A 21,028-nucleotide genomic window follows, 5' to 3' on the forward strand; every position below is an offset into this window, starting at 1 on the left:
ACTTAAATGCCGGAGGAGCTTCCATGGGTAGAGTCGCACTTGTCACCGGGGGAACGCGCGGTATCGGGGCAGCGATCTCGACGGCCCTGAAGGAAGCTGGCTACGCGGTGGCCGCAAATTACGCCGGCAATGACGAGGCGGCCGCCAGGTTCAGGGAAGAGGCAGGGATTCCGGTCTACAAGTGGTCCGTCGCCGATTACGACGCCTGTGTCGATGGCATATCACGGGTTGAGGCCGATCTCGGACCGGTCGAGATACTGGTCAACAATGCGGGCATTACCCGCGACGCAATGTTCCACAGGATGACCAGGGAAAACTGGGATCAGGTCATAAGCACCAATCTTTCCGGCGTGTTCAACATGACCCATCCGGTCTGGCCCGGCATGCGGGAGCGCAAGTTCGGCCGGGTCATCAACATTTCCTCGATCAACGGCCAGAAGGGCCAGGCCGGCCAGGTCAACTATTCCGCCGCCAAGGCGGGCGATATCGGCTTCACCCGTGCGCTCGCGCAGGAGGGCGCGCGTGCTGGCATCACGGTCAACGCCATCTGCCCCGGCTATATCGGAACGGAGATGGTGCGTGCCATCGACGAGGACGTGCTGAAGACGCGCGTGCTGCCTCAGATTCCGGTTGGCCGGCTCGGGGAGCCGGAGGAGATTGCGCGCTGCGCGGTGTTCCTGGCCAGCGACGACGCCGGTTTCATCACCGGCTCGACGATTTCCGCCAACGGAGGGCAGTATTTCTCCTGAGTTCGTCTTGTCCGCTGCGCCAAGGGGCCGACACGAAACCTGAAGGCGAAACGGTGTCCAATTTGCAACCGCAGGGATGTTGTTTCCCGGCGGTCAGCTTGGCTATTGCCGCTGCGGGGCGCTACTTGGGGCGAAAATGGCCAGACATCTTTTCCTTGTTTCCGTTTTTACGGTTACGGCCGGGTTGGCGAATGCGGAGACCATAGACGGGAGCTGGTGCGCCTCGGATGGACGCAGTTTCACGATCAACGGGCCGAAGGTCCTTGCCCCCACAGGCGACCATCTCGTCGGCGAATATGACCGGCACGTGTTCCGCTATATCGGGCAACTGGGTAGCGTGGAGGAAGCGCACGATATCCGGATGCTTCTGTGGAGCGAAGGCGAGTTGCATCTCCAGCGCATCGTAGACGGCGTCGAACAGCCCGCGGAAACATGGCGTCGCTGCAAACGCGCGAACGCGCGCTAGGTGTCACGCCCCTCGATTTCCTCGCGCAGCATCTCCAGTTCCAGCCATTCCTCCTCCAGCGCGGCGTGTTGAGCGCGCTTCCCTTCCAATTCGGCAACGGTGGCGTTGAAGAACGCGGGATCCCGAGCAAAAAGGTCGGGATCGGCGAGGCGTTCCTCGAGTGCGGCAATCTCGGTTTCGATTTCCTCGATTCGCCCGGGCAGCGTTTCGAGCGCGAATTTCTGCTTGTATGACAGCCGGGCACGGTCGTTTCTCGGCTTGTCCGCGCGCGGTGCCGGGGACTTTGTTTCGGTTTGCCTGGTCGTTGCCTTTCGCGACGCCGCGGCTTCGCCGCGCTGGGCCAGCATGTCGGAATAGCCGCCCGCATAGGCGATCCAGTATCCTTGGCCGGGGCGCGTCTCGTCCGGCGCGATAACGGCATTGACGGTGCGGTCGAGGAAATCGCGGTCGTGGCTGACCAGCAATACCGTGCCGGGAAAGCCAGCGATCAGTTCCTGCAGAAGGTCGAGCGTTTCCATGTCGAGGTCGTTGGTCGGCTCATCGAGGACCAGCAGGTTGGCCGGGCGCGCAAGTGTGCGTGCGAGGACAAGCCGTGCCTTTTCGCCGCCGGACAATTCGCGCACCGGCGTCCGCGCCTGCTCCGGCTTGAACAGGAAGTCCTTCATGTAGGAGACGACGTGCTTCTGTTCTCCGTTGACGATGAGCGACTGGCCGCGCCCGTCGGTGAGAAAGTGTTCGAGTGTCTCGTCCGGGTCGAGAGCGTCACGGCGCTGGTCGAGCACTGCCATGTCCAGGTTCGTGCCAAGGCGCAGCCGGCCCGCGTCGGGCTCCATGCCGCCGGTAAGCAGCCGGACGAGCGTGGTCTTGCCGGCGCCGTTGGGCCCGACGAGGCCGATGCGGTCGCCACGATGGATACGCAGGGAAAAATCGCGCACCAGGGGCTTGTCGCCCAGGCTCTTGGAGATGTTCGTCGCCTCGATGACCAGCTTGCCGCTTTCGCGCGCATCGGCTGCGGCGAGGCGTGCGGTGCCGTCCGGCTTCTGGTGTTCGCGGAAGGCCTTGCGCAGTTCGGACAGTTCGCCCAGTCGGCGCATGTTGCGCTTGCGGCGCCCGCTGACGCCGTGGGTGACCCAGTGCTCCTCGCGGACGATCTTGCGCCCGATCTTGTGCTGCTCGCGTTCCTCTTCCTCGAACACCTTGTCGCGCCAGTCCTCGAACCCGGCGAAACCGGTGCCGTTCTCGCGCAGGATCCCGCGGTCCAGCCAGAGCGTACGGCGCGACAATTTCTCCAGGAATCGTCGATCGTGGGATATGAGCACGATGGCAGAGCGCGAGCGGGCCAGTTCGTCTTCAAGCCATTCGATTGCCGGAAGGTCGAGATGGTTGGTCGGCTCGTCGAGGAACAGGATGTCGGGTTGCGGCGCCAGCGTGCGGGCGAGCGCCGCACGGCGGGCCTCGCCACCCGAAAGGCCCTCCGTCGTGCGCCCGGGCTCGAGCCCGAGCTCGCCGAGCAGGTAGTCGGCCCGGAAGGGGTCATCCAGCGGTCCGAGATCGGCCCGTGCGTAGTCACCGACGGTGGCATGCCCTGACAGGCCGGGATCCTGCGGCAGGTAGCGCGACGTGGCGTTGCGCTCGGTTATCACCTCGCCGGCGCTCGGCTCGACGATACCGGCCGCGATCTTGAGCAGCGTCGACTTGCCCGAACCGTTGCGACCGACCAGCGCGATGCGGTCGCCCGGATGGACGGAGAAGGAAACGTTCTCGAAAAGAGGCTTGCCGCCGAAGGTAAGCGTCAGGTTCTCGGCGCGCAGCAAAGGAGGAGATGTGGCCATTGTCCAACCGTATCGCGTTGGTGGCGCATATCGAACGCGCGAAGGCGAAATGCAAGGGCCGCAAACCGCCTTGCGGCGATTCGCGGCCCTGAAGGATGCGCTATGTCCGTCTTACGGGCAGGGCGCGATGTAGTACGAACCGTCCGGACGGCGGTAGCGGCAGCGACCGTCCGCGAGCTTGCCGACCACATAGCCGGCCGCGCCTCCGATGGCGGCACCGGCAAGTGCGCCCTGAACTCTTCCGGTTGTTGCGGCTCCGACCGCCGCTCCGACGGCAGCGCCGCCCACGGCTGTCTGTTCCGCGGTCGTGCAGCCGGCCACAAGCGAGCCGGCAAGCGCAAATGCAGCAATGGTTTTTGCGATTTTCATGGGGCGATCTCCTTTTCTCCCGCCGTCACACTAGCAGCGCCGGATCGGCGGCAATGTGACGATTCGCACACCTGTCCCTTCAAGTCATTGAAGCTGACAAATGGTCATACCGCAACCGTCCTTCAGCAGAATCTCCACCCCTTCACCCGCGACATTGGAAAGCGTCCATGTCGATCCGAAGGGAACGTTCACGGCCTCCAGCGGCCACTTCGCGTTTCTCACCGTCAGGCCGGAGAGCGGCGTGAAACCGACCACGGAGAAAACGCTTCCGGCCGGCCAATCGGGGCGGAGAGGCCGCCCCGGCAGCAGCGGAACCGCTTCCTCGCGGCCGCTCGTCAGCATGACCGAGACCTCGGGATGCGCCCGCGCGAGGTCGCTCGCACCCGCAAGGTTGAAGAGGGCGTGATCGCTGCGGTCGCCGCCGAGCGCACCGACGAAGATGATCTCCCGCGCACCCTCCTCCAGCGCGTGCCGGACAGCAATCTGGCCATCCGACACGGCCTTGTCGCGGGGATAGGGCGCCCGCGGCACATGGCGGAAGCGCTTGTCCAGCGCGCTTCCGGCGGAGTCGAAATCGCCGAGCCACAGCTCCGGCTCCCGGCCCAGCGTCTCGGCATGACGGATGCCGCCATCGGCGGCGAGCAGGCGACTGCCCTCCATCTGCCGGAGCAGCCGGTCCGTCGGTGCAAGCGCGCCGTCGAGAAGGATGGCGAAGCGGGTAGCGGGTTCTTGCGTCATGGCCCAGCACTAGCCCGGTGACGGCGAACAGCCAAGCCGCAAGCGCATTTGCCCTTGAAGACGCAACGGACGCGGCCTACAAGGGCGCTGCTCTAACGGGGTGCCGCGAACGCGGCTGAGAGGCGCAGGCCAACCCGTCGAACCTGATCCGGTTTGCACCGGCGTAGGGATTAGACGCTTTCTCCGGTTGAACGGAATACGCGCCTCGATCCCAGTCCCAACCAAGGAGGTGCGTGATGCACAGACCGACACTTTCCATCCTGTCCGCAGCCATTCTGCTGGCCTGGCCGCAGGTCGCCGCCGCCGAGGACAAGCTCACCGTCTATACCTACGAGAGCTTCACGTCGGAATGGGGCCCCGGGCCGCAGGTCGAAAAGGCGTTCGAGGCGGAATGCGGCTGCGATCTCGAATTCGTATCGGTCGCCGACGGCGTGGCCTTGCTCAACCGGTTGCGCCTGGAAGGCGGGCGTTCCGATGCCGACATCGTGCTAGGACTCGACACCAACCTCACGGCAGAGGCAAAGGCGGGCGGGTTCTTCGTGCCCCACGGCGTGTCGACGGAAGCCCTGACCCTTCCGGGCGGCTGGTCGGACGACACTTTCGTTCCATTCGACTATGGCTATTTCGCCGTGATCTACGACACGGAAGCCATCGCGAAGCCGCCGAGCAGCATGGAAGCCTTTCTCGACGGCGACAATGGCAAGATCGCGATCCAGGATCCCCGTACCTCGACGCCGGGGCTCGGCCTGATGCTCTGGATCAGGAAACTCTACGGCGACAACGCGCCCGAGGCATATGCGCGTCTGAGCGAAAGGGTTCTCACGGTCACGGCCGGCTGGTCGGAGAGCTACGGGCTGTTCACGGCGGGTGAGGTGCCGATGGTGCTGTCCTACACCACGTCACCGGCCTACCACATGATCGCGGAAGGCACCGAGCGCTACCGGGCGGCCACCTTCGAGGAGGGTCATTACATGCAGGTCGAGGTCGCCGGTATCACGAAGAAGGGCGCCGACAATCCGCACGCGGCGCGCTTCCTTGCCTTCATGATCAGTCCGGCATTCCAGGACATCATTCCCGAGACAAACTGGATGCTGCCGGTCGCGCCGACGAGCGAACCGCTCGATCCGGCATTCGGCAAGCTTGTCGAACCCGCCCGTGCCCTCCTGTTCACACCGGAAGAGGTCGCCGAGAACCGCAAGGCCTGGGTCGACGAGTGGCTCCGGGCGATGAGCAAGTAACGCGATCGTGCCGATCATGAAGGCGCCGGCAGGAAGACGCGCAGCGGGCGGGGCTGCATGGGCGTCCGTCATGTTCCTGGTCGTACTTGCGGTCGGCGCCTTCCTTCCGCTTGCGATCGTCGCCCGGCCTAGCACGGGCGGTGAAATTCTGGACGCGGTGCAGGATCCGGTCGTCTGGCGAAGCCTTCGGTTCACCCTGCTTCAGGCGGGCCTTTCGACGGCGCTGTCACTCGTCTTCGCCCTCCCGGTCGCAACCGCACTCTACGAGTTTCGGCGCTTTCCGGGACGCGACACGATCCTGCGCGTCTTTGCGATGCCACTGGCGCTACCGCAGATCGTCGCAGTCCTTGCGATTGTCGGACTGTACGGCGAGCGCGGGCTGTTCAGCCAAATGGCCGAGTCGGCGGGTTTGGGCCTTCCATCCATTTACGGTCTTTCCGGGATCCTCATAGCCCATGTCTTCTTCAACATGCCGCTTGCCGTCCGTGTCGTGCTTGGCGGTCTGGCCGCGATGCCGGGCGAGTACGACCGTCTCGCCTACCAGCTCGGCATGGGTTTCACGTCACGCTTCCGCCTCGTGATCTGGCCGTTCATGCGGCCGGCGCTCATGTCGGCCGCATCTCTCATTTTCATGTTGTGCGTCACATCCTTTACCGTCGTGCTTACTCTTGGCGGCGGACCGCGCGCGACCACATTGGAGGTCGCGATCTACCAGTCGCTGACCTTCGATTTCGACGTCTCGCGGGCGATCCTGCTCGCCGGCGTACAGGTTCTGGTCACCGCGATCGCCTTCACCATGCTGACAATCGCCGGCGGCGAGGTGTCCGCGGGACTCGGCATCGGTGCATTGCGCCCTTTCCCGGTGCGGAGAACGCTTGTTGGACGGCTGCTTGCGGGACTGGTCATCGTTGCGGGCGCGCTTTTCGTGACTTCGCCCTTCGCAATTGTCGTCTGGCGGGGGCTGGCGGCGGACCTGGCCGACCTGGCGGGGCAGGCGAGCGTGCAACGCGCCATCGGAACCAGCCTCGGCCTCGGTTCTGTCGCGGCGCTACTCTCGGTAATCCTCGCCCTCATGCTTGCGGCAGGCATAACGCGGTCGGCGGCAGGCCGCCGTTTTCACGGCACCATTTCGCGGAGCGAATGGATATTCGGGCAGGCGTCGAGCCTGATACTCGTCGTTCCGCCTGTGGTCATTGCTGCCGGATGGTTCGTTGCCATACGACAGTTTGCCGATGTCTACTCGGCCGCACCGCTGATGGTGGTGACGATCAATGCGGCCATGGCCGTTCCCTTTGCGATCCGGTTGCTTTTGCCCGCTGTGCGGGACGCCGCCGAGCGCTATGACAGGCTGTGCCTGCTGCTCGGCCTGTCCGGCCTGGCCCGCTTCCGACTCGTTACCTGGCCGGTCGCGCGCCGTGCCCTGATGCTTGCCTTTGCCTTCTCGCTGGCGCTTTCGCTCGGCGATCTCGGAGTCATCGCGATTTTCGGGTCCCAGGAAGTCCAGACGCTGCCCTATCTGATCCTGCAGCGGATGGGCTCCTACCGGACCCAGGACGCGGCGGGGCTTGCCCTCGTCCTTGCCGTGATGACAATGGCACTGATGATGATCGCGGATCGCGCCGGGGCGAAGAACGATACAGGAAAGGGTGCCGTCCGATGAACGGGACATCTGCCGCGATCACATGCGAGGGCGTACGGTTCCGCTACGCCGCCGATGCCGGAGAGATGCGTTTCGACTGTGCCTTCGCGGCCGGAACGATCACTGCGCTGGTCGGCCCGTCCGGCTCCGGCAAGTCGACTCTCCTCAACCTGATCGCCGGGTTCGAGACGCCGCAGGTCGGGGCAATTCGCTTCGGCATCGAGGACCTGACACGCGCGCCGGTCGCCGAGCGCCCCGTCTCGATGGTGTTCCAGGAGAACAACCTGTTCGCGCATCTGAGCGTGTTCGACAATGTCGCGCTCGGCCTGTCGCCGAGGCTGCGTCTGAAGCCCGACGAGCGCGGCATTGTGGAGGACGCGCTGGCCTCGGTCGGCCTGTCGGGTTACGGCGCGCGCCTGCCGGGGCAATTGTCCGGCGGCGAACGGCAGCGCGTCGCGCTGGCACGCGTGGTCGTGCGGCGCAAGCCGGTGCTCCTGCTCGACGAGGCCTTTGCCTCGCTCGGTCCTGCCTTGCGCGCCGACATGCTGGATCTGGTCGCGTCCATTCAGGCCGACCGCGGCATGACGACGGTGATGGTGACACATTTTCCCGAGGACGCGCGACGAATCGCGCCGCACACCGTCTTCCTCGCCGGGGGAGAGGTCATCGCGGATGGTGCAACGGAGACACTGTTGGGCGAAGATACGGCCCCGGAGGCGATTCGTTTCTATCTGGGGACGACGGAAACGCGCTGAGGACGCGGTTTCGCCCAAATTGCCTGCAAAGCGGGTATTCGATGCAAGAATGCGACGCATTCCGCCCTGCCGGTCCGCAAAGAACTTGTGAGAGGTCCGGCATTGCCTGTAAGCGGAAAGCGAAAGGAAAGGGGCAGGCCCGACCGATTGGATCGCCGGACAAGTATTTCCGCAATGATTATGAAGCTCCTGAGGATGGCAGCGGCGGTGCATGACCGCAGGATGCAGCCGGTGCGCCGCGTCCGGGTGATCTCGGTCGCGCTGGTAATGCCGTTCCTGCTTTCCTCGTGTCAGAATCTCGGTCAGCTTGTCGGCGACCAGTCGATAAAACCGTCGGCCAGCCCCGTCATCGCGGAAAACGTGCGTTCGGGGCGGCTCGCCCGCGTAGGGGCCGCGCAGCATCCCAAGATCCTCGCAACCTACGGAGGAGAATATTCGAATCCGAAGGTGGAACGCATGGTCGCCGGCGTTGTCGGCAAGCTGGTTACGGTCTCGGACAATCCCAGCCAAGTCTACCAGATCACCATTCTCGATTCACCGAACGTGAACGCGTTCGCGCTGCCCGGCGGCTATCTATATATCACGCGCGGGTTGCTCGCCCTGGCCAATGACACGGCAGAGCTGGCCGCGGTGATCGCGCACGAGATGGCGCATGTGACGGCCAATCACGGAATATTGCGGCAACAGAAGGAGGCCGAGGTCGAACTGGCCAGCCGGATCGTTTCGGACGTGCTGTCGGACAAGGATGCCGGACGCCGCGCGCTGGTGCGCGGCAAGCTCAGGCTGGCTCAGTTCTCGCGCAACCAGGAACTTCAGGCCGATGCCATCGGCATCGCGGCGATCGGAGAGGCCGGCTTCGATCCATACGCGGCGGCCGCGTTTCAGGAGACGATGGCGGCCTACATGGATTTCCGCAATGCCGCGGGCGACATCGACACGAGCCTCGATTTCCTTTCCACCCACCCGTCCACGCCGCAACGCATCCAGCTTGCCGTCGGGCATGCGCGCAAGTTCGGGGAGCCCGGCAAGGGCGAGCGCGACCGCGAGGGGTATCTGGCGGGCATAGACGGCATGTTGTTCGGCGATTCGGCCGAGGAAGGCTATGTGCGTGGCCAGAGATATGCGCATCCCGGCCTCGGCATCACCCTTGAGTTCCCGGACGGTTTCGAAATCGACAATAGGGCGGAGGCTGTGCTGGGGGCGCGTGACACGGACAGCGCCGCGATCCGCTTCGACGGCGTGGATGTTCCGCCCGGGCGGTCGCTTTCCGATTATGTCGCGTCCGGCTGGGTGGAAGGACTGGACACGCGCTCGATTCGTGCATTTACCGTCAATGGCATGGCGGCGGTATCGGCGCGCGCGACCGCCGACGAGTGGGATTTCGACATCACCGTCATCAGGGCGGGTAAATCGGTGTACCGCATCCTGACCGCGTTGCCGCGCGGTGCACCGGGACTGGAGGCACTTGCCGCCTCGGTGCGAAATTCGTTCCGCTACCTGTCAGAATCCGAGCGGCGCGCGCTGAAACCGCTCAAGATCAGGATCGTCAAGGCGCAGCCCGGCGAGAGTGCGCGAACGATGGCAGCGCGCATGCAGGGCGTCAGCCGTCCGCTCGAACTGTTCCTGATCCTGAACGGCATGAAGCCGGGCCAGGCGATCGAACCCGGCAGAAGCTACAAGGTGGTTACGGAATCCTGACCGTCAGACGTGTTGCTGTGCGGCCATGTCGGGGTCGTCCCTGACGAGCGCACTGCGCAGCTTCTCCAGCGCCCGGTTCTCGATCTGGCGCACGCGCTCCTTGGATATCCCGAGTTCGTTGCCCAGCGTTTCGAGTGTCGCGCCGTCCTCGCTCAGGCGACGCCTTGTAATGATGCGATGTTCCCGTTCGTCCAGGATTCCCATCGCTTCGCGTAGCCAGGTGCTGCGTCGCTTGTCGTCGATCAGCCCTTCGACGATCTCGTCCTGCAGCGGTCGGTCATCGACGAGGAAGTCCATCCGCGAGGTGCCACCATCTTCCTCGGATACCGGCGCGCTCAGCGACGTATCCGGCCCGGAAAGCCGCGAATCCATGATCGCGACGTCCTTCTCCGAAACGCCCAGGGCATCGGATATCTGGCGATACATGGCCGGCAGGGAAGTCACGTTTCCGGATTGTGCAAGCCGCGCGCGCAGCCGGCGCAGGTTAAAGAACAGCGCCTTCTGGGCCGACGAGGTGCCGCCGCGCACAATCGACCAGTTGCGCAGAATGTAGTCCTGCATAGAGGCTCGAATCCACCAAGTGGCATATGTCGAGAAGCGAACCTCGCGCTCCGGCTCGAACCGCGCTGCCGCCTCAAGCAGGCCGACATGTCCCTCCTGGATAAGGTCGTTTACCGGAAGCCCGAAATTGCGGAACCGGGAGGCCATGGAAATAACCAGGCGCATGTGCGCCGAGGCAATCTTGTGCAGCGCCTCCTGGTCATGGTTTTCCTTCCACCGGATGGCGAGGTCGCGTTCTTCATCACGTTCCAGGTAGGGTGCGGCCATCGCCGCCCGTACCATGCTGCGCCTTGCAATATCCGAACCCATGCCGATCTCCCGGTCGCATCGTGGTGGAATGGTTCGTTCAGGATACGCCTTATTGTGGCGAACGGATCACGAAGGTGATGGACGGGCTGTCAATGCGGGATGAACGCGGGACCAAGTGCCTGCATCCAAAAGAAAACCCGGCCGCAAGGGCCGGGTTTCACAATTTCGTGACGCTTGCCGGAAACGGTCAGGCCGCTTCCTCCTGCGCGTCGGATTCGTCGTTTTCCGCCTTGGCGCCGCGCTTCGGACCCTTGTTCAGATGGGTCTCGATAAGGCGGACCGCCTCGGTGTCGGAGATCTTGTTGACCGCGGCAATCTCGCGTGCCATCCGGTCGAGCGCGGCCTCGTAGAGCTGGCGCTCGGAATAGGACTGCTCCGGCTGGTTTTCCGCGCGGTAAAGGTCGCGCACGACCTCGGCGATGGAAATCAGATCGCCGGAGTTGATCTTGGCATCATATTCCTGTGCGCGGCGCGACCACATGGTGCGCTTGACGCGGGCGCGACCCTGCAGGATCTTCAGGGCGCGTTCCACGAAGCCGGGTTCGGACAGCTTGCGCATGCCGATCGACACGGCTTTCGCGACCGGCACCTTGAGGCGCATCTTGTCCTTCTGGAACTCGACCACGAAAAGCTCGAGCTTCTGGCCCGCAACTTCCTGTTCCTCGATCGCCGCAATCTGGCCGACGCCATGCGCCGGATAGACGATGAACTCGCTGGTCTTGAAACCCTGCCGCTGTGACGTTTTTTTGGAGGCAGTCGCCATACTTTGCATACTCCCTGTCGGGTTCACGCCGGACCATTCCGGGGTGGGAACCGAACCTGATTTCGCCAATCAGCACATACGCAAACGCCGCTGCCCGGGAGCCCGAATCCGGTCGAGATGACCTGTCCGTATGACTACCGGCGGCGGAGGCGTTCCTTCAAAGAGGGAGCGTCAAACAGCCCAAAAGCGTGACGTGCGATGACATTCTTGCATTCCTATCACAAAAATGCGCATTTTTCAATGCGTTGCACAAAAAAGGGCTTTCGCGCATGCAGCGCGGCGAATTTCACCAGGCGCAGGTGGCCATTCGCCCGGGCAATGCAGGCGCCCGGCTCCGATGATCAGTCGCCGGTGCCCGGATTGGGCGAGAAGTACTGTTCGTACTTGTTTTCCTTGCCGTCCATTTCTTCGGCCTCGGGCAACGGATCCTTCTTCACCGTGATGTTCGGCCATTTTTCGGCATATTCGGTGTTGATCTGCAACCACTTCTCCAGTCCGGGCTCTGTGTCGGGACGGATGGCGTCGGCCGGGCATTCCGGTTCGCAGACGCCGCAATCGATGCACTCATCAGGGTGAATCACGAGCATGTTCTCACCCTCGTAGAAGCAATCTACCGGGCAGACTTCCACGCAGTCGGTGTATTTGCAGCGAATGCAGTTGTCGGTGACGAGATAGGTCACGGGCATGCTCCAGCGTAAATGACGGCCGGCTCGAGGCCGGCCGGTAAGTCCGGGCGGATGGGTACCGGCTTTGCCTGCCGGGTGCAAGTGGTCAAAAACGCGCGCTCGGGAAAGGAATTTGCCCGAATCGCGGCATGTCTGGAATCCACGTCTAATCGCCGCCGAAGGCGTCGCGGAAAGCCTCGAAGGATGCCTTTGGCGTGCGCGCAAGCGTGGAGTAGTCGACATGGACGAGGCCGAAGCGCTTTCCGTAGCCGAGCGCCCATTCGTAGTTGTCGAGCAACGACCAGGCGAAATAACCCTTTACCGGTGCGCCGTCGGCAATGGCGCGTCGCACCGCGGAAAGGTGTGCGTCGAAATAGGCGACGCGCTCGGTGTCTTCCACGCGGCCGTCCAGCAGGTGGTCGTCCCGAGCCATGCCGTTCTCGGTCACGATGATCGGGGTGTCGCCCGTATAGTCGCGATGAAGCCGGTTGAGAAAGCCGTAAAGGCCGTCAGGGTATATTTCCCAGCCCATGGCCGTTTTCGGCAACGGCCCCTCGACATTGGTGAGCGAAGGCCACGGACTGGCCGGATCGTGCGCGACGTTGGTGCGCGTGTAATAGTTCACGCCGAGCCAGTCGAGCGGCCGACCGATGGCGTCGAGGTCCTTCTCGAACCCGTCGGGCATGTGGCCCTCGAAGCCCTGGAGGATGTCGTCGGGATAGGACTTCCGCGTCAGGGCTTGTACGAACCAGCGATTGTAGAAGCCGTCATACAACCTTGCCGCGGCCACGTCCTGCGGCGCGTCGCTCGCCGGATTGGCGTGTTCGAAATTGAGCACGATGCCGAGATTGCGCTGGCCGGCCGCCCGCATGGCCTTGACGGCTCGTGCGTGAGCCAGCAGCACGTGGTGCATCGCCCGGGCCGTTGCGCGGATGTCGCGCAGACCGGGCGCGTGGATTCCAAGGAAATGCGAAAGCCAGGCGACGCACCAGGGCTCGTTGATTGTGGCGACGGCCTCCATTCGGTCGCCGATGCACCCGGTCAGCGCTACCGCATAGTCGGCGAACCAGGAGGCGACATCGCGGTTGCGCCAGCCCCCGCAGTCGGCAAGCGCAGCGGGCAGGTCCCAATGATACAGGGTGAGGTAAGGCTTCAGGCCCCGTTCGCATATCGCGTCGGCGAGGCGGTCGTAGAAGTCGAGGCCTTCGGCATTCACGGTCCTGCCATCCGGCATGACACGCGCCCAGGAGGCGGAAAAGCGATAGGCGTCGAATCCACCCGAGCGGACCAGGTCGAGGTCCTCGCGGTAGCGGTGATAGTGGTCACATGCGACCGCGCCGTTTTCCGCGTTCGCGACATTGCCGGGTGTTGCGGCGAAGGTGTCCCAGTGCGACGGGCCTGCGCCGCCGAACGAGGAACCCTCGATCTGGAATGCGGAAGTTGCAACGCCGAAGAGAAAGCCCTCGGGAAAATCGGAACGTCGCAGTGAAAGTCTCATCTGCCTTGCCTCGGAAAGCGACCTTGAATCTGCGGTGGCCATATTGCGATACGGGAGAAGCGCGTCAATCTTCGCCGGTCAGCCGCTCGATGGCGCGCCGCTCCTTCTTTGTCGGTCTGCCGGATCCCGGCTCGCGCCGGCCGCTTGCGCGGTCAAGCGCGCTGGCGGCCTTCGGTGGGGGCGGAGGCGACAGGTCCTCGTAGAGCGCCCTTGCTTCAGTCGCGGGACCGCGCCGGCTTCCGCATTCGAGGACCCGGTACACGATGACGCGGCGCGGCATGGTCATTGTCAGAACATCGCCCGGCTTCACCTCGTGGCTGGCCTGCGAGATCTTGGTTCCGTTGACCCGGACATGGCCGCCCTGTGCCATCCTGGCAGCGAGCGTACGCGATTTCGTCACGCGGGCGAAAAACAGCCATTTGTCGATGCGCTGGCGTTCATTGCCCATCGGGTGCCCGCGTCACTTCTTGAGCTGTTCCTTCAGCGCGGCGAGCTTGGCGAAGGGCGAGTCCGGATCGACCGGTTTCTCGCGCCGTGGCGGACGGGCCGAGGCGACTGCACCGCCCTTGCCGTGCGGACGCTCCTTGCGCTTGCCGCGGAACTTGCCCTTGCCCTTCTGCTCCCCTTCGGGACGCGCCCCGCCTTGCCGCTTGTTTCGGCGGTGGCGATCCGGTCGTACCTGGTACCAGACCATGACCGGTTTCGGTTCCTCGGCCTCGTCGGAATCCGACGCTTTTTCCGGGGTGTCGCCGGACTGTTCGGAGGCGGCCGATGCGGCTTCCTCCGGCTGCGCCCCGGTCGGCTCGTCCTTCGCGGGTTCGGGCTCGGACGGCGCTTCCGCGGTACCGTCGCCAGAGGTCATGGCAACCGGCTCGGGGGCAGGGACGCCATCGGAACCCGCGGCCGTTTCGGCCGGTGCCTCGGCTGCCGGCTGTGCCGGCGCGCTGGCGGCTTTCAACGCGGTCAGTTTCGATTCGAACTCGGCCGGTTCCACCTTGTCGTGGCGGTAGCCGAGGCTGCCGAGCACCGCTTCCATGTCCTCGGCCGTGGCGCCGAGAATCGACATCATTGCCGGGGTAACAAAGAAGCGACCTCCGCCGACCGCGCCGTCCGGCAACTCGCCCGATCCCTCGCGCCATTGCAGTGCCGGGCGGATAAGGTCGGCGAGTCGCTCGAGAATGTCGACGCGCACCGCGCGCGATCCGAGGTGGCGGTAGCCGGCCAGCTTGTAGAAAGTGGTGTCGAAGGCCGGATCGGGCACGAGCGACGTGCGTCCGGTGGCCAGTTGCTGCACCACGTCACCGTAACCCGGCTTGTCCCTGCCGTCGTTCTGCAACGCCCAGAGAAGGGTCAGCAGTCCCGCCGGCGCCGGCTTGATCAGGGCGGGAATGTAGATGTGGTAGAAGCCGAACCGCACGCCGTAGCGGCGCAGGGCGGCGCGACCGTCCTGGTCGAGCGACTTGATTTCCTCGGCGATCTCGCGGCGCGGAACGATCCCGTAATTCTCGATCAGCCGGAAGCCGATACCGCGCGCGATTCCCGAAAGTTCGTCCGCCCGGCCGAGATCGACCAGCGGCTTGAGATGGGTCTCGACATGGTGGGAGACGAAGCGCTCTGCGCGGGCGGCGACCTTGTCGCGCGCCGGGCCCGTCAGCTGTTCGTCTGCAAGCAGCACGATCCGCGGCTTCAGCCATTCTTCGGACGCGGTCAGCGAAGCGACCGGCTGGCCGAGCCAGCGCAATATGCCATCGCTGCCGAGCGCGAAATCGGCATTGCCGGCCGCGGCGAAACGTTCGGCGCGGGCCTCGAACTCGGTGGCGAGCGCCTTTGCCGCGGCGGCCTTGATCGCCTTGGCGTCCTCGCCCTCGGCGGATTTGTCGGGAGCGAACCGGAAACCGTCGAGTTGGCCGACATGGTGGCCCTCGACCGTAACGTCGCCGCTTGCGCTGATTTCTGCTTCCATCGTCACATTCTCTCGCAGGCGCTTCATGAGCACGGATGTCCTGCGGTCAACGAAGCGTTTCGTCAACCTTTCATGCAATGCATCCGACAGCTTGTCCTCGATTGCGCGGGTTTTTTCCTGCCAATGGACCGGGTCGCGGAGCCACCCGGGGCGATTGGCGACATAGGTCCATGTCCGTATCTGGGCAATGCGCCCCGACAGCGTGTCGATCTCGCCGTCGGTGCGGTCGGCACGCAGGACCTGTTCGGCCATGTAGTCCTCGTCGACATGTCCGCGCCGGACCAGGTCGAAGAAGATCTGGGAAATGATGTCGGCATGCTGCGCGGGAGCGATCTTGCGGTAGTCCGGCAGCACGCAGGCGTCCCACAGCAGCTCGACCTCGTTGCGACTCGCGCAGGTATCCGTGACTTCAGGGTTTCTGGCGAGAAATTCGAGTGCTCTCTGGTCGACCGCGGGCAGCGCCTTGGTGAGGCCGGGCAGCTCCGGCGGCTGCTCCAGCGAGGCGCGCAGGGCGGCGATCGAGGAGAAGTCTAGCTGGCGCGAACGCCATTGCAGCACTTTCACGGGATCGAATTCATGCCCCTCGATCCGCCTCACGGTTTCGTCGTCAAGCGGAGCGGCATGACCCGATACGCCGAAGGTGCCGTCGCGGACATGGCGTCCGGCCCTGCCTGCTATCTGGCCCATTTCCGCAGGGGTAAGTTCCCGGTAACCGTACCCGTCGAATTTTCGGCGTTGCGCGAAGGCCACGTGGTCGACATCGAGGTTCAGCCCCATGCCGATGGCATCCGTCGCGACGAGATATTCGACGTCGCCGGACTGGTAGAGTTCGACCTGGGCGTTGCGCGTGCGCGGGCTGAGCGCGCCCATCACCACGGCCGCTCCGCCGCGCTGGCGGCGGATCAGTTCGGCGATGGCATAGACCTCGTCGGCGGAGAAGGCGACGATGGCCGAGCGGCGTGGCAGCCGGGTGATCTTCTTGGAGCCGGCATAGGCGAGATGCGACATGCGCGGCCGCGATACGATGTCCACGCCCGGAAGAAGCCGGCGCAGGATGTCGGTCATGGTGCCGGCGCCCAGCAGCAGCGTTTCCTCGCGGCCGCGGACATTCAGAATTCGGTCGGTGAAGATGTGACCGCGTTCCAGGTCTCCCGCCAGCTGCACCTCGTCGATGGCGACGAAGGCGGCGTCGGTCCGGGACGGCATCGCCTCGACCGTGCAGACGGAATAGCGCGCCTTGGGCGGAACGATCTTCTCCTCGCCGGTGATCAGCGCAACATTTTCCGGGCCCACCTTGTCGGCTACGCGCTGGTAGACCTCGCGCGCGAGCAGCCTCAGCGGCAGGCCGATTACGCCACTGGAGTGGGCCACCATGCGTTCGATGGCATAATGGGTCTTGCCGGTATTGGTCGGCCCGAGCACGGCCTTGACCGTGTGGCCCGTAAAAATGTCGGAGGGCATTGACTCTGTCTTGAAGTTCGAATCCGGGGCTGTTCGGCGGGTATGCGCCCTCTTTGGCTTGCAACTCGTCTCTAGCATGCCGATTCGGCAATTGCAGGGCGAAAATTACGCGAATCTTCCTGCTTACTGCGCCTCAGGGTTGTGCATATTAACAACCGGAACGAGTCTGGAACGAATCGGCGACGAATCGGTGACTCGCATAGGTTGCGCCTTTGTTCTCACCACATATGGTGCCGTGAAACAGGTCGCACACCAGTTCGTGAATCGCGATTTCGCAGCGAGAGCCGTTTTTGTCCGGAATCGTTAAGAATTGGCCGAAGGCGGATTCCGGTCGCGAGGGCGAATCGCTATTTGTTTGATTTGTAAGCACTATCTTAACCTGCTGTTAACCATGTTCATTAGCGATCCGGAAGGATTCCGTTAACGAACGGAACCGAGCCGGAACGAATCGGCGACGAATCGGTGATTCACGCCATTTCCCGTTTTGTTCTCACCAGATGTGGGGTGTCTCCCCGGAGGTCCGACACAACTTTAGCGATTCATGACGTCGCGCAAGACGTATTGGGTTCCATTGGCGTTAACCTTTGGCCGTCTTCGTCACCGCGATTTTTCCTTGACGGCGTCGATCAGCCGGTAGGCGTCCTCGCTTGCCCATTCGGCCGGGCCGTTCATGTTCGCGACGACGCAATTGTTCCCGTCGACAAGAACGGTGACCGGCAGGCCGAAGGCGAGGCCTTCCTTCTTCATGGTGTTGAACGCGCCGATGGAGGGATCGTGGTAGAAGCCGAGATTGCGAATGCCGATCTCGTCAAAGAATGCGCGCGGCTTCTGGTCCGAACCGCCGTCGACGGAAACGGCAACGACCTCGAACCCGTCACCGCCCTTCTCGGCCTGCAGTCTGTCGAGTGCCGGCATCTCCGCGCGGCATGGTGCGCACCAGGTCGCCCAGAGATTGACCAGGCGCGGCTTGCCGCCGCTGTCGGCCAACGTTACCGAATTGCCGTCGCCGTCATTGAAGGACAGGTCCGACAGGTCCGCCGGCCGGTCGCGAACCGCCATGGCCGCGATCTCGCCGGTCAGCAGCGGCTTCAGTTCCTGTCCGAGAGAGGCGGCGGCCTCGCATTGCCCGCCCTGCGCCTGCGCGCCATTGCCAGAAAGCCCGCCGGTGGCGTATATCCCGGCGGCGCCCGCCGCGGCTCCCAGTACCACCGCGACGGCAACGATCTTGCCGACGGAAAGGCCCCGAGCGGGGGGCTGGCCGTCCTGTTCTTTTTCCGGGGATTGTTCTTTCATGTCCGACGATACCAAGGCACAAGGCTCCAATCAGATGTGGGGCGGGCGGTTCGCGACCGGTCCCGCGGCGATCATGGAGGAGATCAATGCCTCCATCGACTACGACCGCAAGCTCTATGCGCAGGACATCGAGGGATCGATCGCGCACGCCACCATGCTGGCCGATACTCACATAATTTCGGCAGAGGACCGCGACAAGATCGTTCACGGGCTGAACACGATCAGGTCAGAAATCGAACAGGGCGAGTTCGCCTTCTCCCGCAAGCTGGAGGACATTCACATGAATGTCGAGGCCCGGCTTTCCGAGCTGATCGGTCCGGCAGCAGGGCGGCTGCATACGGCGCGCTCGCGCAACGACCAGGTGGCGCTCGACTTCCGCATGTGGGTGCGCGCCGAGGCGGAGAAGACCGCCGCCGCCCTGAAGCGGCTGATCGAGGTCCTCCTTGCCCGCGCGGAGGAACACGCGAAAACCGTGATGCCGGGCTTCACCCATCTGCAGACCGCGCAGCCGGTCACTTTCGGCCATCATTGCATGGCCTATGTCGAGATGTTCGGACGCGACCTCTCGCGCATGCGCGATTGCCTGGAGCGCATGGACGAGTGCCCGCTCGGCGCCGCGGCGCTCGCCGGCACGGGTTTCCCGATCGACCGGCACCAGACCGCGCAGGCGCTCGGTTTCTCCGGACCGACGCGCAACTCGATCGATACCGTGTCCGATCGCGACTTCGCGCTGGAATTCATGGCCGCCGCCTCGATCTGCGCCACGCACCTGTCGCGTATGGCCGAGGAGATCGTCATCTGGTCGACGCCGCAATTCGGCTTCGTCACCCTGTCGGACGCCTTTTCCACCGGCTCGTCGATCATGCCGCAGAAGAAGAACCCGGACGCGGCCGAGCTGGTCCGGGCCAAGACCGGGCGGATCAACGGCAACCTGGTCGCCTTGCTCACGGTGATGAAGGGCCTTCCGCTGGCCTATTCGAAGGACATGCAGGAGGACAAGGAGGCCGTGTTCGACGCCGCCGAGTCCCTGGAACTGGCGCTTGCGGCCATGACAGGCATGGTTGCCGACATGACCGTCAACGCGCGGGCCATGAAGAAGGCGGCCGGTTCCGGCTACTCCACGGCGACCGATCTCGCCGACTGGCTGGTGCGCGAGCTGGGCATCCCGTTCCGCGAGGCGCACCATGTCACCGGGCGCGCGGTGGCGCTGGCCGAGGAGAAGGGCGTCGGGCTGGAGAAGCTGTCGCTGTCGGACCTGCAGTCCATCCATGACGGCATCACCGAGGACGTGTTCTCCGTTCTGACCGTGGAGAAATCCGCCGCGAGCCGCAAGAGCTTCGGCGGCACGGCTCCGCAGGAAGTGCGCCGACAGGTCCGCTACTGGAAGAAGAAACTGGCGAAACCCGCCTGACGGCGGGCGGCGCAGGGTGTTCAAGCGCGTTTCCGCGCGCTAGGAGAATGACGACCGGCCGGGCCGGAGTAAGCGGAGCAGGTAGACGATGGGCGCATTCACGATCCAGCGGATTCTTCTCGTTGCGGCACTTGCCGCAAGCCTTGCCGCCTGCGGGCGCGCGGGCGAACCCGAATTGCCGCCGGCCTCCGCCGGGGCGGAGCAGCAGCAGGCGGATGCGCCGGCGGAAGACCGGCGGTTCATCCTCGACCCGCTGATCTGACGCGATCCGGGCGAGGGATGACGTGAACCATTTCGACTATCTCGACGGCATGCTCCATGCCGAGGACGTGCCCGTGGCGGAGATCGCTGCCAGTGTCGGCACCCCGTTCTACTGCTATTCCACGGCGACGCTCACCCGCCACTATCGCGTTTTCGCAGACGCGTTCGCCGATATCGATGCGCTGGTCTGCTACGCGATGAAGGCCAACTCCAACCAGGCGGTGCTGAAGACGCTGGCCGAACTGGGATCCGGCGCCGATGTCGTCTCCGAGGGCGAGCTGCGTCGCGCGCTCGCCGCCGGAATCGCCCCGGAGAAGATCCTGTTCTCCGGCGTCGGCAAGACGGCCGGGGAAATGGATTTCGCGCTGTCCGCCGGTATCCATTGCTTCAATGTCGAGTCCGAACCGGAACTGGAATTGCTCTCGGCGCGCGCGGTCGCGTCAGGACGGACCGCGCCGGTGTCGCTGCGCATAAATCCGGATGTGGACGCAAAGACGCACCACAAGATTTCCACGGGCAAGAAGGGTGACAAGTTCGGAATCTCCTGGCTCCGGGCGCGGGACGTGTATCGGCGTGCCGCCGAGCTGCCTGGCCTGCGCGTCGCCGGCATCGACATGCATATCGGCAGCCAGATCACCGAGTTGCAGCCCTTCGACGATGCCTTCCGCCTGCTCACCGAGCTGGTCGCGCAACTGCGCGCCGACGGACATGCGATCGAACACGTCGATCTGGGCGGCGGTCTCGGAATTCCCTATCGCGACGACAATGCGCCGCCACCGCTGCCGGCGGATTACGGCGAGATCGTCAAGAAGCACATCCGCCCGCTCGGCGTCACCGCCGTGTTCGAGCCGGGCCGGATGATCGCCGGCAATGCGGGGATCCTCGTAACGTCCGTTCTCTATGTGAAAGAGACCGAGGAGAAATCCTTCGTCATCGTCGATGCGGCCATGAACGACCTGATCCGTCCGACCCTCTACGATGCCTGGCATTCGGTGCAGCCGGTGAGGCAACCGGTGACCGGCGGCGCACGGCTGACGGCGGATATCGTCGGGCCGGTGTGCGAATCCGGCGACTTCCTTGCGAGGGATCGCGAAATGCCGGCGGTCGAGGCAGGCGATCTGCTGGCTTTCGGCTCGGCCGGCGCCTATGGCGCGGTTCAGGCCGGTACCTACAATTCGCGGCTCCTGGTGCCGGAGGTTATCGTCAACGGGGACCGGTTTCACGTCTGTCGTCCGCGTCCGAGCTACGAGGACCTGATCGGTCTCGACAGCGTGCCGGACTGGTTCTGAGGCGCGCCGCGCGTCGCCCATTACGAATCCGTGAACGGTTTCCGGCGCTTTTTTTTTCGCCTCGCCTTTG

19 protein-coding genes and 1 riboswitch are annotated in these 21,028 nt (G+C 64.2%); of the genes, 9 read left to right on the forward strand and 10 right to left on the reverse strand.

Annotated elements, in window-relative coordinates:
• Positions 1-23: 23 nt before the first annotated feature.
• A complete protein-coding gene (phbB, locus tag HTY61_RS17460) occupies positions 24-749 on the forward strand; it encodes an acetoacetyl-CoA reductase (RefSeq protein ID WP_175277997.1) in 726 nt (241 codons plus the stop codon).
• Between the two features lie 136 nt (positions 750-885).
• A complete protein-coding gene (locus tag HTY61_RS17465) occupies positions 886-1,215 on the forward strand; it encodes a hypothetical protein (protein WP_175277998.1) in 330 nt (109 codons plus the stop codon).
• On the opposite strand, the gene HTY61_RS17470 is transcribed toward HTY61_RS17465, so the two are convergent.
• From HTY61_RS17470 to HTY61_RS17480, 3 genes are all read right to left on the reverse strand, one after another.
• Positions 1,212-3,047 (reverse strand): ABC-F family ATP-binding cassette domain-containing protein, encoded by a 1,836-nt coding sequence (locus HTY61_RS17470; protein WP_175277999.1) that lies wholly within the window; start codon positions 3,045-3,047, stop codon positions 1,212-1,214. The genes HTY61_RS17465 and HTY61_RS17470 overlap by 4 nt on opposite strands.
• A gap of 111 nt (positions 3,048-3,158) precedes the next feature.
• Positions 3,159-3,416, reverse strand: a complete 258-nt coding sequence (locus tag HTY61_RS17475; RefSeq protein ID WP_175278000.1) for a YMGG-like glycine zipper-containing protein — start codon at positions 3,414-3,416, stop codon at positions 3,159-3,161.
• Between the two features lie 84 nt (positions 3,417-3,500).
• Positions 3,501-4,154, reverse strand: coding sequence for a thiamine diphosphokinase (locus tag HTY61_RS17480; protein WP_175278001.1), 654 nt, complete (start codon positions 4,152-4,154; stop codon positions 3,501-3,503).
• Between the two features lie 86 nt (positions 4,155-4,240).
• Positions 4,241-4,341: riboswitch (TPP riboswitch) on the forward strand.
• 49 nt (positions 4,342-4,390) lie between these two features.
• Between HTY61_RS17480 and thiB the strand changes: the two genes are divergently transcribed.
• From thiB to HTY61_RS17500, 4 genes are all read left to right on the forward strand, one after another.
• Positions 4,391-5,392, forward strand: a complete 1,002-nt coding sequence (gene thiB / locus HTY61_RS17485) for a thiamine ABC transporter substrate binding subunit (RefSeq protein ID WP_175278002.1) — start codon at positions 4,391-4,393, stop codon at positions 5,390-5,392.
• 16 nt (positions 5,393-5,408) lie between these two features.
• Positions 5,409-7,052, forward strand: coding sequence for a thiamine/thiamine pyrophosphate ABC transporter permease ThiP (locus HTY61_RS17490; RefSeq protein WP_175278625.1), 1,644 nt, complete (start codon positions 5,409-5,411; stop codon positions 7,050-7,052).
• Positions 7,049-7,786 (forward strand): thiamine ABC transporter ATP-binding protein, encoded by a 738-nt coding sequence (locus tag HTY61_RS17495; RefSeq protein WP_175278003.1) that lies wholly within the window; start codon positions 7,049-7,051, stop codon positions 7,784-7,786. The genes HTY61_RS17490 and HTY61_RS17495 overlap by 4 nt, the downstream gene beginning before the upstream one ends.
• A 222-nt stretch (positions 7,787-8,008) precedes the next feature.
• Positions 8,009-9,484, forward strand: coding sequence for a M48 family metalloprotease (locus HTY61_RS17500; protein ID WP_175278626.1), 1,476 nt, complete (start codon positions 8,009-8,011; stop codon positions 9,482-9,484).
• Between the two features lie 3 nt (positions 9,485-9,487).
• Here the strand turns inward: HTY61_RS17500 and HTY61_RS17505 are convergent, their stop codons facing one another.
• The 7 genes from HTY61_RS17505 to tlpA form a co-directional block, all read right to left on the reverse strand.
• On the reverse strand, positions 9,488-10,354 hold the full coding sequence (locus tag HTY61_RS17505) for an RNA polymerase factor sigma-32 (protein ID WP_175278004.1): 867 nt from the start codon (positions 10,352-10,354) through the stop codon (positions 9,488-9,490).
• Between the two features lie 187 nt (positions 10,355-10,541).
• Positions 10,542-11,117, reverse strand: coding sequence for a CarD family transcriptional regulator (locus tag HTY61_RS17510; RefSeq protein ID WP_175278005.1), 576 nt, complete (start codon positions 11,115-11,117; stop codon positions 10,542-10,544).
• A gap of 341 nt (positions 11,118-11,458) precedes the next feature.
• Positions 11,459-11,797 (reverse strand): ferredoxin FdxA, encoded by a 339-nt coding sequence (gene fdxA / locus HTY61_RS17515; RefSeq protein WP_175278006.1) that lies wholly within the window; start codon positions 11,795-11,797, stop codon positions 11,459-11,461.
• Between the two features lie 151 nt (positions 11,798-11,948).
• On the reverse strand, positions 11,949-13,280 hold the full coding sequence (locus HTY61_RS17520; RefSeq protein WP_175278007.1) for a GH1 family beta-glucosidase: 1,332 nt from the start codon (positions 13,278-13,280) through the stop codon (positions 11,949-11,951).
• A gap of 64 nt (positions 13,281-13,344) precedes the next feature.
• Positions 13,345-13,728: an RNA-binding S4 domain-containing protein gene (locus tag HTY61_RS17525; protein WP_175278008.1), complete on the reverse strand. Its 384-nt coding sequence runs from the start codon at positions 13,726-13,728 to the stop codon at positions 13,345-13,347.
• Between the two features lie 12 nt (positions 13,729-13,740).
• Positions 13,741-16,704, reverse strand: coding sequence for a helicase-related protein (locus HTY61_RS17530; RefSeq protein WP_175278009.1), 2,964 nt, complete (start codon positions 16,702-16,704; stop codon positions 13,741-13,743).
• A gap of 597 nt (positions 16,705-17,301) precedes the next feature.
• Positions 17,302-17,997: a thiol:disulfide interchange protein TlpA gene (gene tlpA, locus HTY61_RS17535; RefSeq protein ID WP_175278010.1), complete on the reverse strand. Its 696-nt coding sequence runs from the start codon at positions 17,995-17,997 to the stop codon at positions 17,302-17,304.
• Here tlpA and argH point away from each other — a divergent pair.
• The 3 genes from argH (at position 17,996) to lysA (ending at position 20,958) form a co-directional block, all read left to right on the forward strand.
• Positions 17,996-19,408, forward strand: a complete 1,413-nt coding sequence (gene argH, locus HTY61_RS17540) for an argininosuccinate lyase (RefSeq protein WP_175278011.1) — start codon at positions 17,996-17,998, stop codon at positions 19,406-19,408. The genes tlpA and argH overlap by 2 nt on opposite strands.
• A gap of 88 nt (positions 19,409-19,496) precedes the next feature.
• Positions 19,497-19,670: a lipoprotein gene (locus HTY61_RS17545; RefSeq protein ID WP_175278012.1), complete on the forward strand. Its 174-nt coding sequence runs from the start codon at positions 19,497-19,499 to the stop codon at positions 19,668-19,670.
• Between the two features lie 22 nt (positions 19,671-19,692).
• Positions 19,693-20,958: a diaminopimelate decarboxylase gene (gene lysA, locus HTY61_RS17550; RefSeq protein ID WP_175278013.1), complete on the forward strand. Its 1,266-nt coding sequence runs from the start codon at positions 19,693-19,695 to the stop codon at positions 20,956-20,958.
• Positions 20,959-21,028: the final 70 nt, after the last annotated feature.

The sequence above is a fragment of the Oricola thermophila genome, assembly GCF_013358405.1.
GTDB lineage: Bacteria > Pseudomonadota > Alphaproteobacteria > Rhizobiales > Rhizobiaceae > Oricola > Oricola thermophila.